Below are 15,806 nucleotides of genomic sequence, written 5' to 3' on the forward strand. Positions count from 1 at the left end.
TTAAGTGAAAAAACTCACCGATAAGCAAAAATCCCGTCTCTGGGAGCAACAGCGAAATACCAATTTCCAGGCCAGCCGCCGTCTCGAAGGCGTCGATAGCCCGTTAGTCACGCTCAGTGCGCAGGACGCCGAGGTTCGTATCCAGGAACTCAGGAGGCACTATGAGCGATAAAATTGGTGACGACCGCGATCCGTACCTCTATCCCGGCCTGAATGTGATGCGTAATGCGCTCAGTATTCGTCAGGCGGAGCGTCTGGCACAGGCCTCCTACGAACTCACCGCCCTGCGCGCGGCCACGCTGCCTCTCGGCCCGCCGGCCCGCGGGTTGCCGCATCTGTGCGCCATCCATCGCCACCTTTATCAGGATATTTTTAGCTGGGCGGGGGCTATTCGTGAGGTCGATATTTATCAGGGCGATACCCGTTTCTGCCATTTTGCCTACATCGAAAAAGAGGGCAACGCCCTGATGCAGGACCTGGAGGAGGAGCACTATCTCACCGGCCTTGAGCGCGAGGCGTTTATTGCCAGACTCAGCCACTACTACTGCGAGATTAACGTGCTGCACCCGTTTCGCATTGGCAACGGCATCGCGCAGCGCGTCTTCTTCGAGCAGCTGGCGATCCACGCAGGCTATCAGCTGAGCTGGCAGGGGATCGATCCGGATGCGTGGTCGGCGGCCAACCAGAGCGGGGCGATGGGCGATCTGACCGCGCTCAACGCCATCTTTGCCAAAGTTGTGAGCGAAGCGCGGGAAACTGAGTAGAATAGGGCGGCTATTTTTGTCCCGGAGCCGCCATGATCCTGCTGATTGATAATTACGATTCCTTTACCTGGAACCTTTACCAGTACTTTTGTGAACTGGGTCCAGAGGTCATTGTCCGGCGCAACGATGACATCACGCTGGCTGATATCGACGCACTGGCCCCGCAGAAAATCGTGATTTCACCGGGGCCGTGTACGCCTGACGAATCGGGTATTTCGCTGGAGGTCATCCGCCACTATTCCGGCAAACTGCCGATTCTGGGGGTTTGTCTCGGTCATCAGGCTATCGCGCAGGTGTTTGGTGCGACCATTGTTCGTGCCGAACGCGTGATGCACGGCAAAACCTCACCGGTCACCCACACCGGCGTGGGCGTGTTTCAGGGGCTGAATAACCCGCTGACCGTCACGCGCTACCACTCGCTGGTGATCGACCCGCCCACGCTTCCCGTGTGCTTTGACGTCACCGCCTGGAGCGACACCCGGCAGATCATGGGCATTCGCCATCGCGAGTGGGACCTCGAAGGGGTGCAGTTCCACCCGGAGAGCATTCTGAGCGAACAGGGCCACCAGCTTCTCGCCAATTTCCTCAATCGCTGAATTTTTATTGCCTTGTTGTGATTTTTTATGCATATTTTGTGATTATATTTTCACAATTAATGTGGCATAAAACGGACGGGCATGACATGGCAACTGAACAACCTGCAATTACGCGCGCAACATTCGATGAAGTGATTCTGCCGGTTTATGCACCGGCGGAGTTTATCCCGGTGAAAGGGAAAGGCAGTCGGGTATGGGATCAACAGGGCAAAGAGTACGTTGATTTCGCGGGCGGCATTGCGGTGACGGCGCTGGGGCACTGCCATCCGGCGCTGGTTGAGGCGCTGAAAACCCAGGGGGAAACCCTGTGGCACACCAGCAACGTGTTCACCAACGAACCGGCGCTGCGCCTGGGCCGTAAGATCATTGATGCTACCTTTGCCGAGCGTGTGCTGTTCATGAACTCCGGCACCGAAGCCAATGAAACCGCCTTTAAGCTGGCGCGCTATTACGCTTCCACGCGTCACAGCCCATACAAAAGCAAGATTATTGCATTCCATAACGCCTTCCATGGCCGTTCGCTGTTCACCGTTTCCGTGGGCGGGCAGCCGAAATATTCCGACGGTTTTGGTCCAAAACCCGCTGATATTATCCACGTGCCGTTTAACGATCTGCATGCGGTAAAAGCGGTGATGGACGATCACACCTGCGCGGTGGTGGTTGAGCCGATCCAGGGCGAGGGCGGCGTGATGGCCGCGACGCCAGAATTCCTGAAAGGACTGCGCGAGCTATGCGATGAGCATCAGGCATTGCTGGTCTTTGATGAAGTGCAGAGCGGTATGGGCCGTACCGGCGATCTGTTTGCCTATATGCACTACGGCGTAACGCCAGATATCCTGACCAGTGCCAAAGCGCTCGGCGGCGGTTTCCCGGTGAGCGCCGTCCTGACGACGCAAGAGATCGCCTCGGCCTTCCACGTTGGCTCTCACGGCTCCACTTATGGCGGTAACCCGCTGGCGTGCGCGATCGCCGGGGCGGCGTTCGATATTATCAACACCCCGGAAGTGCTGAACGGCGTAAACGCGAAGCGTGAGCAGTTTGTGCAGCATCTCCAGCAGATCGACGCGCAGTGCGACGTGTTCAGCGATATTCGCGGCATGGGACTGTTAGTCGGTGCGGAACTGAAGCCGCAGTACAAAGGCCGCGCGCGCGATTTCCTCCACGCCGCTGCCCACGAAGGGGTGATGGTGCTGAATGCCGGGCCGGATGTGATGCGCTTTGCGCCGTCGCTAGTGATTGAAGGGCAGGATATCGATGACGGTATGAACCGCTTTGCCAGTGCGGTGATGAAGATCGTTCAGGGCTAGTGGAGCAGCGGCTTCGTTTTGTTCCGACCTACGGAGCCGCAAACCTCACGACGCCTTACGGCGCATAATCCTCGTCAGCCAAATCCCGTGATGCGGACGCTGACGCCATGCCACCGACGAAATGGTGTGCATGGTGTTCAGGTGTCCTATTACGCGCTGTAAATGCTGCTCCAGAGTGCTCATTGGCCCGTGGGTGAGCGTCTCTGGCGCTTCCAGAATATTGGAATCTCCCGACTCTCCCGGCGCGTCGTACTCCAGACGCTGCTGGCAACGCTGCAATGCAATTTCACACGACTGCAAATAGCGCTGCGCCAGATCCGGCGTCAGCATTGTGTGCTCGCGCGCCAGGGTCGTCATCGCGTTAATGTGTTCGACGATGAACTGGCTGTGCGTCACCCACAGTTTCATATCTGCCAGATAGTCTGAATTAAAGCCCGGCTCCTGCATCGCCTGGTTGAGGGAGTTATACAGCGCGTTGTGCGCCTGGTTGACCTTCATGCGCTCGTACGCCAGCGGCGAAGGTTTGGGATCGTCGCTCAGGATCAGACGAATGGCCTGCTGGTCCGCTTCAAGGGCGTCGTGGGCGTTCTGGCGCAGCAGCCCGCTCTGCCACTGTGGCCACAGCCAAACCATGCCGCCGAAGGCGATCAGACAGCCAATCAACGTATCCACCAGCCGCGCCACGATAAACTGCTCGCCGTTCAGGGTCAGCAGTTGCAGGGTATATACCGCCGTCACCGTAAACCCAACCATTGCCCAGCCGTAGTTTTTGCGAATGATCAGATAGCCGACCAGGGTAATGACCAGCATTCCCAGCAGGGTATAGCCGTCAGGAACATGGAAGTGCAGTGTGATACCGGCAATCACCAGCCCGGCAAACGTCCCGAGCGCACGGTGCAGAATTCGCACGCGCGTCGCGCCATAGCCATTCTGCGTGACAAACAGCACGGTCATTAAAATCCAGTAGGGCTTGGGTAAGTGCAGCGCGACGCCCATCAGGCTGGCGATGCTCAGCATCACGCTGATGCGTGCGGCATTGCGCAGGGCGGAAGATTTCAGTGATAAATAGCTTTTCAGTGCCGGCAGCAGCGGCAGACGCTTTTGTTTATCGGCCATCAGGTCGCGCGGGTAGAGCGGGCGCTGAGTGCGCAGTACGCGTGCGATGCGACTAAAGTGCCACGCGCAGAACTGCCCAACCGGATTATCCGGATGCTGACGGGCAATTTTCTCCAGCGCGCCCAGCTGTTTATCCATCGTAAAACGCGTGGGATAACGGTGGTAAAGAATATCGTCAGCCAGCACCCGCAGGCGGGCCGCGACGGTCTGGGCATTCCAGCGGATCACCGCTTCGGCGTGGCTGCGCTCCACCAGTTTTTGCACCTCCTGGGGGTGATGCAGACTGACCGAAATATGCTCCTGCAGATCAAGCCCCACCTGGAAGACGCGCAGCAGTCGCTTGTATTCATGGTTTTTATTGGCCGCCAGCATGTGCAGCTGCTGATAGCACTGGCTGATTAAGTCGACCACTTTTTGCTGGCGCGTAAGCAGCGGGGGCAATGATTTTTCCGGGTCTGTGTGTTGCGTCAGCAGGGTGTATTTGGCTTCGCAATAGTCCGCGAGCTGGACGTAGAGCAGGCTCAGGGATTCGCGCAGGGGCTGCTCCCGCCACATCCAGAACCAGAACCAGTTAAACAGCCCATACCACAGGGTACCGAACGTATAGATCAGCAGCGGCTCCCAGACGGGCATATTTCCGGCGAGGCTCAGTGTGAAAATAGCGGCTATCAGTGAGGCGGGCAGCAGGCGAGCGTGCAGCGAACTGATCTCCGCCGTGACGCCCAGCGTCATCGCCAGCACGGTAAGGATTAACGGCAGCGGGATATCACGGGCCAGCAGCAACTGCACGGCCAGGCTACATCCGGCGAACAGGCAGCCGCCGATAATCAGGCGTTTGAAAAAGCGTTTATGCGGTGTATCGAGACCGGCAATGTTGCAGCAGGCAGGAACGAGAGAAAACAACAGCCCATGTTGCAGATGGCCCAGGATTAAACCGACAGCCACGGGAAGACATAACACCAGAGTTTGACGTAGTGCGTAGTTAACTTCGGGGTGATAAATCAGCCTGCGCCACATGATCGTCAGAGACAAAAACGGCGTGACACCTCGCGATGGCACGCCGTTCGTTCCGGAATTAACGCGTTCCGTAGACCACGATAGTTTTACCGTGAGCGGAGATCAGGTTTTGATCTTCCAGCATTTTCAGGATACGGCCAACGGTTTCACGAGAACAGCCGACGATCTGACCAATCTCCTGACGGGTAATTTTAATTTGCATACCGTCCGGGTGGGTCATGGCGTCAGGTTGTTTCGCCAGGTTCAGCAGGGTCTGCGCGATGCGGCCTGTTACGTCCAGGAAGGCGAGGTTACCCACTTTCTCGGAAGTGACCTGCAGGCGGCGAGCCATCTGCGAAGAAAGACGCATCAGGATGTCCGGGTTTACCTGGATCAGCTGGCGGAATTTCTTATAGGAGATCTCTGCAACTTCACACGCGGTTTTCGCACGCACCCAGGCGCTACGTTCCTGGCCTTCTTCAAACAGGCCCAGTTCACCGATGAAATCGCCCTGGTTCAGATAAGAAAGGATCATCTCTTTCCCTTCTTCATCTTTGATCAGCACTGCCACCGAGCCTTTGACGATGTAATACAACGTTTCCGCTTTTTCACCCTGGTGAATCAGCGTGCTCTTCGATGGGTACTTATGAATGTGGCAATGAGACAAGAACCATTCGAGAGTCGGGTCTGTTTGCGGTTTGCCAAGCACCATGCGCTGTTATCCTCTGTTATAAGCTGTCTCAGAGTCAAAATCGCATCCTGACTCTGGGGTTGCAATCGAATTCTTACCCGTACCTGGGAAGTGGCTGTCGCACTGTTCGCAGCCAGTAAAGTTTGATGTCCTCTGCATACATGTGTAACGTCAATGTATTACTGTAGCATCGAGACTGTTTTAGCATAGCTTTAGCCGCGTGTCTCCTGGTGTCTCGCTTCAGCATGATGCAGGTCGCCTTCCGTTGCGAGAATTGTAACGCACGCGTAATCTGTTCGGAAAAATGCAACTTTGGAGTTAATGAAAATGCAAGCGCGTGTGAAATGGGTTGAAGGTTTAACGTTCCTTGGCGAATCCGCTTCAGGACACCAGATTTTGATGGACGGCAACTCCGGAGATAAAGCGCCAAGCCCGATGGAAGTGGTGCTGATGGCGGCGGGCGGATGCAGCGCGATTGATGTGGTTTCGATTTTGCAGAAAGGCCGTCATGACGTGACGGACTGCGAAGTGAAGCTAACGTCAGAGCGTCGCGAAGAGGCGCCACGTCTCTTTACGCACATCAACTTGCATTTTATCGTCACCGGTAAAGAGCTGAAGGATGCGGCGGTTTCCCGTGCGGTGGATCTGTCTGCGGAGAAGTACTGCTCCGTGGCACTGATGCTGGAAAAAGCGGTGAACATTACGCATTCGTACGAAGTGATCGACGCTTAACACTACGCCCGGTAGCGCTACGCTTGCCGGGCCTGTCACCGCATGATTCAGCCGGATAGCGAAGTGCCCTCCGGCGACTGAAATCAGGCGATCTTCTTGCCTTCCATCAGCCGTTGCACCAGCGGCATCATGATCAATTCCATCGCCAGCCCCATCTTCCCGCCCGGGACCACTAATGTATTGATATGGGAAATGAATGAACCCTGCAGCATCGCCAGCAGCCAGGGGTAATCAATGTCTTCCAGATTGCGGAAGTGAATCACCACAAAACTCTCGTCCAGCGACGGAATTGTTTTCGCCGCAAACGGGTTAGAGGTGTCCACCGTCGGGACGCGCTGGAAGTTGATGTGGGTGCGCGAGAACTGCGGCGTCAGGAAGTTGATGTAATCTTCCATCGAGCGTACGACCGAATCCATCACCGCTTCACGCGAATGGCCGCGCTCGCTCATGTCACGGGTCAGCTTCTGAATCCACTCCAGATTGACAATCGGCACCACGCCGACCAGCAGATCCACATGGCGCGCCACGTCGTGCTGCGGCGTTACCACGCCGCCGTGCAATCCTTCATAAAACAACACGTCCGTCGGCTCCGGCAGGGGCTGCCACGGTGTGAATGTGCCAGGAACCTGATTCCACGGCACCGCTTCATCGTAGGTGTGCAGATATTTACGCGACTGACCTTTTCCCGTGTGGCCGTAGTCCTGGAAAGTTTGTTCCAGCAGGCCAAAGTCGTTGGCGTCTGGCCCGAAATAGCTGATGTGTTTACCTAAATCCCGGGCCTTGCGGATAGCCATGTCCATTTCAGGACGGGTGAAGCGATGAAAACTGTCGCCCTCAACCTCGGCAGCGCGCAGATTGAGCTGCGCGAAAATCTTGCGAAAAGCGAGGCTGGTGGTGGTGGTTCCCGCACCACTCGAACCCGTAACGGCAATAACCGGATGTCTGGCGGACATAGCAACTCCCTGACTGGAAAGATGGAACAATCAACCGCGAAACTGATTGCGCGGCATGATGTTGACGGTTTCGTGCAGTTCAGACCACACCAGCAACACCTCGCCACTCTGTAGCTGCCGTTTTACATCGGCGACCTTTTGTTCGAGCGAACGCTCATGTTCACCATAATCGGTGCCTTCGCGTAATACAAAGCTTTCAATCAGGCTATCCAGCGTTTCGGGAGCCAGATCCTGCCAGGGAATCATCATTTTACTCTCTCCAGAAAGGGGGTTAACCAGTCAGGGATGCGCGATTCCAGCCACATTTTCGGGCGAAGCAACGTCCCGGTGATAAAGCCGACGTGGCCGCCGTGTTCGGTCAGCTGATACTGCACGTTTGCAGGCAGATGTTCCGGGGCCGGAATGGAGTGATGATCCATAAAGGGATCATCCTTCGCATGGATGATCAGCGTCGGCTTGGTGATCTGGTTCAGCAATGGCATCGCGCTACACTGACGATAGTAGTCGATCGCGTCAGCAAAGCCGTGGATCTTCGACGTGATCAGATCGTCAAATTCGCGAAGACGACGCATCCGCTTCAGCTGTTGCAGGCTGATGGGCAGAGTGTCCGGATAGGCCTTTAGCTTACGCGCGGCGTTAGCTTTCAGCAGGTTGAGCAGATAGCGCTGATAGACCCGCGAAAAACCCTTTTCCATATGGTAGCTGCACTGCTCAAGCATGAACGGTGCGGAGACAATCACCGCCGCATCCAGCGGAACGTTATTGCTCTCTTTTGCCAGCAGGCAGGCGAGCATATTACCGCCCAGGGAGTAGCCTACGGCGGCCGTCGGCACGCTGCCGAAGGTAGTGCTTAACCAGTGTAAAAACCAGGTGCCGTCTTCGGTTTCACCGGAGTGATAAATTCGCTCACGGCGATTCGGCTCGCCGCTGCAGCCGCGAAAATGCATCACGACGCCGAGCCAGCCGCGTGATTTTGCCGCGTGGATCAGCCCGTGGGCATAGGGGCTGTGCAGGCTCCCTTCCAGGCCATGAAACACCACCAGACGCGGTTTGTGCCTGGCCTGTTCGGGATCTTCGCTCCAGGCTAAATCCACGAAATCTCCGTCCGGCAGGTCGAGGCGCTGCCAGTGCGGCGTAAACTGCAGTTTTCGGCGCAAAATACGCGGCAGCATGGTCTGCAGATGTGGGTTCGCCACACCCCGCATGGGGACGAATGCTGCGCTCTCATCGCTTGCGATGTCGAAATCTGATGGAATAATTTGAGTCATAACGATGCAATGTTAATTCTTGTCAGTCATTTACTATACCTTCCGAATTGTACCCTGTTTATAAAAACGAAGAGCGTTTACCTCCGATTCAGCCATTTCTGCCACCTCTGGCATTTTTTCGCGCGATGCGAACTGATCTCGATCACAAATCTTTACCTCGATTATTACTCTCAGGCTAATGATTCCACACTACGCTTAATTGATGCCTTTCTCACCAGAGCGCACACTTTGTTCAGCGTTAAGCAAATCAGAATGATGTGCTGAATCAGGAGGTTAATAATGTTATCTGGGCAAACACCCGCCCGGGTCTGGAACACGCGTCGCACTGAAAAAGCGCGCCGCCTGGCTTCTGTCCCGGTGCAAGGCAAGGTTCTGCCAACCGACGATCTTGTCGCCATGCTGGAAAAACTGATTGCTCCGGGCGATAAAGTCGTACTGGAAGGCAACAACCAAAAGCAGGCTGATTTTCTGTCCCGTTCACTGGCCGAGGTCAATCCGCAAATCGTGCATGACCTGCATATGATCATGCCAAGCGTCGGTCGCAGCGAGCATCTCGATATCTTCGAAAAGGGCATCGCCCGCAAACTCGATTTCTCCTTCTCCGGAACCCAAAGCCTGCGTATTTCGCAGCTGCTGGAGGACGGCCAGCTCGAAATCGGCGCCATTCATACTTACATCGAACTCTACTCCCGCCTGTACGTCGATCTTTCGCCGAACGTGGCGCTGATTGCCGGTTTTAAAGCGGACCGCAAAGGCAACCTGTATACCGGCGCAAGCACCGAAGACACGCCTGCACTGGTGGAAGCCGCCGCGTTCCACGACGGGATCGTCATCGCTCAGGTGAACGAGCTGGTGGACGATGAGTGCGATCTGCCGCGCGTCGATATTCCTGGCTCGTGGATTGATTACGTGGTCGTTGCCGACAAGCCGTTCTTCATCGAACCGCTGTTTACCCGTGACCCGCGTCTCATCAAACAAGAACACATCCTGATGGCGATGATGGCGATTAAGGGCATCTACGCGGAACACCAGGTGCAGTCTCTGAACCACGGTATTGGCTTTAACACCGCAGCGATTGAGCTGCTGCTGCCGACCTACGGCGAACAGCTCGGTCTGAAGGGTAAAATCTGTAAGCACTGGACCTTGAACCCGCACCCAACGCTGATTCCGGCGATTGAAAGCGGCTGGGTCGAGAGCGTCCACTGCTTCGGCGGTGAGCTGGGGATGGAAGAGTACATCCGTGCCCGTCCTGACGTGTTCTTTACCGGTGCCGACGGCTCTATGCGTTCTAACCGTGCATTCTGCCAGCTGGCAGGCCAGTACGCGGTGGATATGTTTATCGGTTCGACCCTCCAGGTTGACGGCTATGCCAACTCCTCGACTGTGACCCGCGGTCGCCTGTCGGGCTTCGGCGGTGCGCCAAACATGGGCCACGATCCCCACGGTCGTCGTCATGCCACACCAGCATGGCTCAACATGATCACCGAACCAGATCCGATGCAGCGCGGTAAAAAGCTGGTGGTGCAGATGGTGGAAACTTTCCAGGCGGGCGTTAAACCAACCTTCGTGGAAAAACTCGATGCCGTTGAAGTGGCGAAAACCTCCGGGATGCCGCTGGCGCCAGTCATGATCTACGGCGATGACGTGACGCACGTGCTCACCGAAGAGGGGATTGCGTACCTCTATCGCGCTGAAAATCTCGAAGAGCGCCGTGCAATGGTTGCGGCAGTGGCCGGGATCACCGACATCGGCCTGGGCGTCGACGCCAAACGCGTCGCCGCGCTGCGCCAGAGCGGCAAAGTGGTCTATCCGGAAGATATGGGTATTCGTCGTACCGATGCGACCCGATCTCTGCTGGCAGCCGGGAGTGTCTCTGACCTGGTGGAATGGTCCGGCGGTCTTTACAACCCACCTGCGAAATTCCGGAGCTGGTAATGAAACTTCTGCCACAGATTCAGGTTGAAGGCGGTGCCGAATGGCTGGCGCGAACCGCCACGCAGTGTCTGATTGACGAAGCACGATTAAGCCCGAAACCCGGTCTGGTGGACAGTCGGGGGAATGGCGCGCACCTGGATCTCTCGCTCGCGTTAATGGAGCGGTCCGCGCACAGCCTGACCCCCACGTTTCAGGCACTGGCACAGCAAAGCTGGCAACGTCCGGCCGACATTGCGCTCAGACAAACCATCGGCAGGCTCGGCCGTGAGGGCGAGCAGAACATGATGGCGGCCACCCAGGGAGTGAACACCCACCGTGGCGCAATCTGGGCGCTCGGACTGCTGGTAAGCGCGGTAGCGATGCTGGGCGGCGACGCGCTTCCGCAGACTATCGCACGGACTGCAGCCGAACTGGCCACGCTGCCCGATGACGCCGCCCCGAAAGTGTTCAGCAAAGGGCTTCGCGCCACGCACCGCTACCGGGTGCCGGGCGCACGCGAAGAGGCGCAGCAGGCGTTCCCACACGTTTTACAGCGGGCACTGCCGCAGCTTCGTCTCAGCCGCCTGAACGGCAGCAGCGAATCGCACGCCAGGCTTGATGCGCTGATGGCCATCATGACCTCGCTGACCGACACCTGCGTGCTCTCCCGCGCCGGGATGGAAGGACTGGAGACAATGCAGGACGGCGCTCGCGCCGTGCTGAATGCGGGCGGAACCGCGCAGCCGGAAGGCCAGCGCGCTTTGGCGGAACTTGACCGCCGGATGCTGGCGCTCAACGCCTCTCCGGGTGGTGCCGCCGATCTGCTTGCCGCCACGCTGTTCCTTGACCGCGTCGAGACGCCTTATTCAAAGCATTAAGAGGATGTTATGGAAAAAATCACATTGACCGTGCCAGCCAGCCGCGAATTAAGCGGCAGGGCGCTGGCAGGGGTTGTCGGTTCTGGTGATATGGAGGTGTTATTCACCGCCGACCAGAGCCAGACCTTAACCATCGATATCACCACTTCCGTCGACAACAGCCGTGGTCGCTGGGAGGCGCTATTCAACCGTCTGCACACCGTGAGCAGCCTGCCTGCCGGTCGCCTCACCATTCATGACTTTGGTGCCACCCCTGGCGTGGCGCGCATTCGTATTGAACAGGTCTTTGAAGAGGTGAGCCATGCGTGACGATCTGAGTTTTATCGAATTAAAAGCGCGCCAGCGTGCGCACGCGCTGCTGGACGATGGCAGCTACCGTGAACTGCTGGACCCGTTTGAAGGCATTACCTCTCCGTGGCTCGGCGCACAGGGTATCGTGCCGCAGGCCGACGACGGGATGGTGGTCGCAAAAGGGACCATTAACGGTCAGCCCGCAGTGGTCGTGGCGATAGAAGGTGCGTTCCAGGGCGGCAGTATGGGCGAAGTCTCAGGGGCCAAAATGGCCGCCGCGCTGGAGCTGGCGGCAGAAGATAACCGCAACGGTATCCCGACCCAGGCGGTGCTTTGCCTCGAAACTGGCGGCGTTCGTCTGCAGGAAGCGAATCTCGGCCTGGCGGCGATTGCTGATATTCACGCGGCGATTGTCGATTTACGTCGCTATACGCCGGTCATCGGGATTGTCGCAGGGACCGTCGGTTGCTTCGGTGGGATGTCGATTGCGGCGGCCCTTTGCAGCTATCTCATTGTCACCCGCGAAGCACGTCTCGGTCTTAACGGCCCGCAGGTTATCGAGCAGGAAGCCGGAATTGATGAGTACGACTCCCGCGACCGTCCGTTTATCTGGAGCATGACCGGCGGCGAAATCCGCTATGAAAGTGGTCTGGTGGATGCGCTGGTGGGCGACGGCGTGAACGCGGTGAAACAGGCGATGAACGAGGCCATTGCCAAAGGGGTTCCGGCTGCGCATCGCACCGATAACTATGATGATTACCTGGATCGTCTGAGCCATTTCGACACCCGCAAACAGGCGGATACCGAACAGATCCATGCGCTTTTTGCCCGGGAGGTGAAATGATGACTACTACAATCAGCCGCGGCGAACTTTGGCTGCAAACGCTCGCCCCACATGCCCAACGTCTGTCAGGGCTATGCCCGTCCGTGCAGGCCGCTGACGGTGAACTGAACGGTGAGACCGTACGTTTCGTTGCCGTGGTCCCGGATGCGAACAACCATTTCCCGCGCGCCGCGCAGGGTGAAGTGGGGCTGCTGGAGGGCTGGACGCTGGCTAAAGTGGTGAGCGAAACCATTGCCGCTGATGCCGATAAAGCCGTTAAACGCCCTATTGTGGCGGTGATTGACGTACCGAGCCAGGCGTATGGCCGTCGCGAAGAGGCGTTCGGCATCCATCAGGCGCTGGCCGGTGCAGCTGCGGCGTATGCCAATGCGCGTCTGGCCGGTCATCCGGTCATCGGCCTCATCGTCGGTAAAGCGATGTCGGGTGCTTTCCTGGCACACGGCTACCAGGCAAACCGCCTGATTGCCTTTAACGACAAGGGCGTGTTGATTCATGCGATGGGCAAAGAGTCTGCCGCACGTATCACCCTGCGCACCGTCGACGCGCTGGAAAAACTGGCGGCCACCATCCCGCCAATGGCGTACGACATCAGTAACTACGCCACGCTCGGGCTGCTCGCCGAACTGTTGGATATCAGCAATCCGGACGCCCCTTCCGACAGCGATCTGGCGCAGGTGAAAACCACTCTGCAACAGGCCATCAACGACGCACGTCAGGACACCACGCTGAAAAGCCGTCTGGGTGCTGACAACCGCCGCAGCTCTGCTCTGGTACGCGAACGTATGCGAGCAAGCTGGTAATTAAAAAAAAGTCCTGCCAGATGCAGGGCCACGTGGGCGCACTCGCTGCGCCTGCGCGGGAACCTGCATCCTGAAAATAATAATCATCGCGCCAGTGCTATCTCTTTTTTTAAATTACAGGTGATTTATGACTTACGTAATTGTTCATGCTCTTGCTCCGATTTTTGTCATCATGCTGCTGGGATTCTGGGCCGGTAAGGCCAAGATGGTCGATAACAAAAATGTCTCCCTGCTGAATATCTTTGTGATGGATTTTGCGCTGCCTGCGGCGCTGTTTAGTGCCACAGTACAAACCCCGTGGACGGGGATCCTCGCCCAGTCGCCGCTGATTCTGGTGCTGACGCTGGCTATGTGGATCACCTACGCGGCGATCTATTTCCTGGCCACCAAGGTCTTTAAAAAATCCCCGCAGGATGCGGCCGTACTGACCCTGACGGTGGCCCTGCCTAACTATGCGGCGCTCGGTCTGCCCATTCTCGGCAGCGTGCTCGGAGAAGGTTCGTCCACCTCGCTCTCCGTGGCGGTCTCCATCGCCTGTGGTTCTGTCCTGATGACGCCGTTCTGCCTGCTGATTCTGGAGCGCGAAAAAGCGCGTGCCGAAGGCGGCAATAGCGGTTCGACTCTGGCGATGTTGCCGGTGCTGATGTGGCGCTCTATCAAAAAACCGATCGTGATGGGCCCGCTGCTCGGGGTGATTCTGTCGGCAATTGGTATCAAAATGCCGGAACTGGTTCTGGCGGCGATTAAACCGCTGGGTCTGGCGGCTACGGCGGCAGCGCTGTTCCTGACCGGGGTGATCCTCTCTGCGCGTAAACTGCAAATCAACACCATGGTGATCACCTCCACTATCGCCAAACTGCTGATTCAGCCTGCCATTGCCTGGGGTCTGGTGCTGATTTTCGGTCTGCATGGATCTGTGGCGATCACGGCAATTCTGATGATTGCGCTCTCCGCAGGTTTCTTTGGCGTGGTCTTCGGCAACCGTTTTGGCGTGCAGTCTCCTGATGCAGAAGCGGTGCTGCTGTTAAGCTCGGTCCTGTGTATCCTGTCTCTGCCGCTGTTTATCTCGCTGACTTCAGGAATGTAATTATGATCCCAACATTACGCCCGCACGATCTTATCTGGCTTAACGCGCGCGACGCGCTGGAAGGTATCACCGAATCCTGGGTGGATGGCGTGTGGCATACCGGTCTGCCTGTGGTGGTGCGGCGTGATGTTGATGGTACCGGACGGATCCCCGTCGGCGTGCGCGGTTTGAAGCGCGAACAACGCGCCGCCGGTTGGGTTAACCCCGAGCGCGTGACCCGCGTGGTATCTCCGGAAGATTTAAGCGTCGCGACCGATTTGCTGCGCTCGCCGTTTATCACCCAGCCGCCCGTGCAGGTGGCATTTCAGGTTGCGCAGCAGGTGTGGCCCTGGACGTGGGGGATAACCGGCAGTACTGGCTACGCGCTGGCAACCGGCGTTCCGGTGATCCATGCCGAGAGCGATCTGGATCTGCTGATCCGGGCGCCCGTGCCGCTTCCTCAGGAAGCGTTCCAGCGCTGGGCGGCGCAGCTCGGTAGTGCGTTGTGCCGCGTGGATACGCAGGTGGAAACCCCTGCGGGCGGATTCGCGCTGAACGAGTGGCTGCGCGAGGGGAGAGCGCTGCTAAAAACGCATCGTGGGCCGCGCCTGGTAGCCGACCCGTGGGGCAGGGAGGAGTCATGAAAATTCTGTTTACCTTCCCGGGACAGGGGGCGCAGCGTGCAGGCATGCTGCAGGACCTGCCGGGTACAGAGAGAGCGGTAGCACGCGAGGTTTTGGGTGAAGAAGCGGATCGGCTGGATTCCCCCGACGCGCTGAAACACACCCGCGCGGTGCAACTGTCTCTTCTGATCGCTGGCGTTTCCTGGGCGCGAGAACTGGAACGACGCGGCGTGATGCCAGATATTGTCAGCGGCCTGTCGATTGGTGCTTATCCTGCTGCCGTGATCGCCGGTGCACTGACGTTTACCGACGCGCTTCGGCTGGTGGCCCTGCGCGGTGATTTGATGGAGCAGGCGTATCCCCACGGCTACGGTTTGACGGCCATCATCGGGCTGACGCTGCCACAGGTGGAGGCGCTGCTTGCGGGCACTGGCACGTACATCGCCAACCTCAACGCCGAAACGCAGATTGTGATTGCCGGCACCGATGAGGGAATGGCCGAAGTGGCAAAACGCGCGCTGGAAAAGGGCGCGAATAAAGCTCATCGGCTGGCGGTGAGTGTGCCTTCGCATTGTGAACTGCTGGCGGCACCGGCGCAGAAACTGGCGGAGGCGTTCAGCCGTGTGACCCTTTCTCGCCCGCGCTGTGCCTGGCTCAGTGGCAGTACCGGACGCGTATTATGGGCGCCGGAGAAAATTGCCGACGATTTAGCCATGAACATGGCGCGTACGGTGCGCTGGCAGGAGGCGGTGATTTCCGCCAACGAGCGTGAGGCGCGACTGGCGATAGAGATGCCTCCCGGCGGTGTGCTGACGTGCCTGACGCGACAGGCGGGGTGGGAAGGTGAAGCGGTTTCGCTCGAGCGTAGCGGCGTGGATGTGGCGGTGCATCTGGCAAAACGTCTTCGCGGATAGTTTTTGCCTGTTGGCGCCGGGCTTTTTGTTCCTGCAAAAACCTGGGTCGGATA

Annotated in this window: 18 protein-coding genes; 13 read left to right on the top strand and 5 right to left on the bottom strand. The window is 57.8% G+C overall.

The annotated features are described in order from the left end of the window. The first annotated feature begins 4 nt into the window (after window positions 1-4). The 4 genes from DAI21_RS06370 (at window position 5) to DAI21_RS06385 (ending at window position 2,667) form a co-directional block, all read left to right on the top strand. A complete protein-coding gene (locus DAI21_RS06370) occupies window positions 5-172 on the top strand; it encodes a YhfG family protein (protein WP_100778622.1) in 168 nt (55 codons plus the stop codon). After that, window positions 162-764 (top strand): putative adenosine monophosphate-protein transferase Fic, encoded by a 603-nt coding sequence (locus DAI21_RS06375; protein ID WP_107702718.1) that lies wholly within the window; start codon window positions 162-164, stop codon window positions 762-764. The genes DAI21_RS06370 and DAI21_RS06375 overlap by 11 nt, the downstream gene beginning before the upstream one ends. Window positions 765-796: 32 nt before the next feature. Then, a complete protein-coding gene (gene pabA / locus DAI21_RS06380) occupies window positions 797-1,360 on the top strand; it encodes an aminodeoxychorismate synthase component 2 (RefSeq protein ID WP_107702719.1) in 564 nt (187 codons plus the stop codon). Window positions 1,361-1,446: 86 nt separating this feature from the next. Next, a complete protein-coding gene (locus DAI21_RS06385) occupies window positions 1,447-2,667 on the top strand; it encodes an aspartate aminotransferase family protein (protein ID WP_159075406.1) in 1,221 nt (406 codons plus the stop codon). Window positions 2,668-2,712: 45 nt separating this feature from the next. Here the strand turns inward: DAI21_RS06385 and DAI21_RS06390 are convergent, their stop codons facing one another. Then, window positions 2,713-4,800, bottom strand: a complete 2,088-nt coding sequence (locus tag DAI21_RS06390) for a YccS/YhfK family putative transporter (protein WP_107702721.1) — start codon at window positions 4,798-4,800, stop codon at window positions 2,713-2,715. A gap of 58 nt (window positions 4,801-4,858) precedes the next feature. Then, window positions 4,859-5,491, bottom strand: coding sequence for a cAMP-activated global transcriptional regulator CRP (gene crp, locus DAI21_RS06395; protein ID WP_000242758.1), 633 nt, complete (start codon window positions 5,489-5,491; stop codon window positions 4,859-4,861). A gap of 306 nt (window positions 5,492-5,797) precedes the next feature. Between crp and DAI21_RS06405 the strand changes: the two genes are divergently transcribed. Further along, entirely contained in the window at window positions 5,798-6,202 is a 405-nt protein-coding gene (locus DAI21_RS06405) for an OsmC family protein (RefSeq protein WP_100780801.1), read from the top strand. 83 nt (window positions 6,203-6,285) lie between these two features. Here DAI21_RS06405 and DAI21_RS06410 read toward each other — a convergent pair whose 3' ends face one another. Genes DAI21_RS06410 through DAI21_RS06420 form a run of 3 tightly spaced genes read right to left on the bottom strand, consistent with a single transcriptional unit; the run spans window position 6,286 to window position 8,423 of the window. Further along, complete coding sequence (locus DAI21_RS06410; RefSeq protein WP_100778627.1) at window positions 6,286-7,155, bottom strand: phosphoribulokinase; 870 nt, start codon at window positions 7,153-7,155, stop codon at window positions 6,286-6,288. 30 nt (window positions 7,156-7,185) lie between these two features. Continuing rightward, on the bottom strand, window positions 7,186-7,404 hold the full coding sequence (locus DAI21_RS06415; RefSeq protein ID WP_095283693.1) for a YheU family protein: 219 nt from the start codon (window positions 7,402-7,404) through the stop codon (window positions 7,186-7,188). Beyond that, window positions 7,401-8,423 carry a hydrolase gene (locus tag DAI21_RS06420; protein ID WP_107702722.1) on the bottom strand — a complete coding sequence of 341 codons (1,023 nt, stop codon included), beginning with the start codon at window positions 8,421-8,423 and terminating at the stop codon, window positions 7,401-7,403. Before DAI21_RS06420 ends, DAI21_RS06415 begins: the two co-directional genes overlap by 4 nt. Window positions 8,424-8,702: 279 nt before the next feature. Between DAI21_RS06420 and mdcA the strand changes: the two genes are divergently transcribed. The 8 genes from mdcA to mdcH all read left to right on the top strand — a co-directional run bounded on the left by mdcA (window position 8,703) and on the right by mdcH (window position 15,753). Next, window positions 8,703-10,358 (top strand): malonate decarboxylase subunit alpha, encoded by a 1,656-nt coding sequence (mdcA, locus tag DAI21_RS06425; RefSeq protein WP_100778629.1) that lies wholly within the window; start codon window positions 8,703-8,705, stop codon window positions 10,356-10,358. Beyond that, complete coding sequence (locus tag DAI21_RS06430; protein ID WP_107702723.1) at window positions 10,358-11,215, top strand: triphosphoribosyl-dephospho-CoA synthase; 858 nt, start codon at window positions 10,358-10,360, stop codon at window positions 11,213-11,215. The genes mdcA and DAI21_RS06430 overlap by 1 nt, the downstream gene beginning before the upstream one ends. A gap of 9 nt (window positions 11,216-11,224) precedes the next feature. Further along, window positions 11,225-11,524, top strand: a complete 300-nt coding sequence (mdcC, locus tag DAI21_RS06435; RefSeq protein ID WP_107702724.1) for a malonate decarboxylase acyl carrier protein — start codon at window positions 11,225-11,227, stop codon at window positions 11,522-11,524. Continuing rightward, window positions 11,517-12,350, top strand: coding sequence for a biotin-independent malonate decarboxylase subunit beta (locus tag DAI21_RS06440; protein WP_100778632.1), 834 nt, complete (start codon window positions 11,517-11,519; stop codon window positions 12,348-12,350). The genes mdcC and DAI21_RS06440 overlap by 8 nt, the downstream gene beginning before the upstream one ends. Beyond that, window positions 12,350-13,150 (top strand): biotin-independent malonate decarboxylase subunit gamma, encoded by an 801-nt coding sequence (gene mdcE / locus DAI21_RS06445; protein ID WP_107702725.1) that lies wholly within the window; start codon window positions 12,350-12,352, stop codon window positions 13,148-13,150. Before DAI21_RS06440 ends, mdcE begins: the two co-directional genes overlap by 1 nt. A 127-nt stretch (window positions 13,151-13,277) precedes the next feature. Further along, window positions 13,278-14,237 (top strand): AEC family transporter, encoded by a 960-nt coding sequence (locus tag DAI21_RS06450; RefSeq protein ID WP_100778633.1) that lies wholly within the window; start codon window positions 13,278-13,280, stop codon window positions 14,235-14,237. Window positions 14,238-14,239: 2 nt separating this feature from the next. Next, the gene (locus DAI21_RS06455; RefSeq protein ID WP_107702726.1) at window positions 14,240-14,860 is read left to right on the top strand and encodes a malonate decarboxylase holo-ACP synthase; all 621 of its coding nucleotides are present in this window, start codon (window positions 14,240-14,242) and stop codon (window positions 14,858-14,860) included. Continuing rightward, complete coding sequence (gene mdcH, locus DAI21_RS06460; RefSeq protein ID WP_107702727.1) at window positions 14,857-15,753, top strand: malonate decarboxylase subunit epsilon; 897 nt, start codon at window positions 14,857-14,859, stop codon at window positions 15,751-15,753. The genes DAI21_RS06455 and mdcH overlap by 4 nt, the downstream gene beginning before the upstream one ends. Window positions 15,754-15,806 lie beyond the last annotated feature (53 nt).

It is taken from the genome of Lelliottia sp. WB101 (genome assembly GCF_003051885.1).
GTDB classification, from domain to species: Bacteria; Pseudomonadota; Gammaproteobacteria; order Enterobacterales; family Enterobacteriaceae; genus Enterobacter; species Enterobacter nimipressuralis.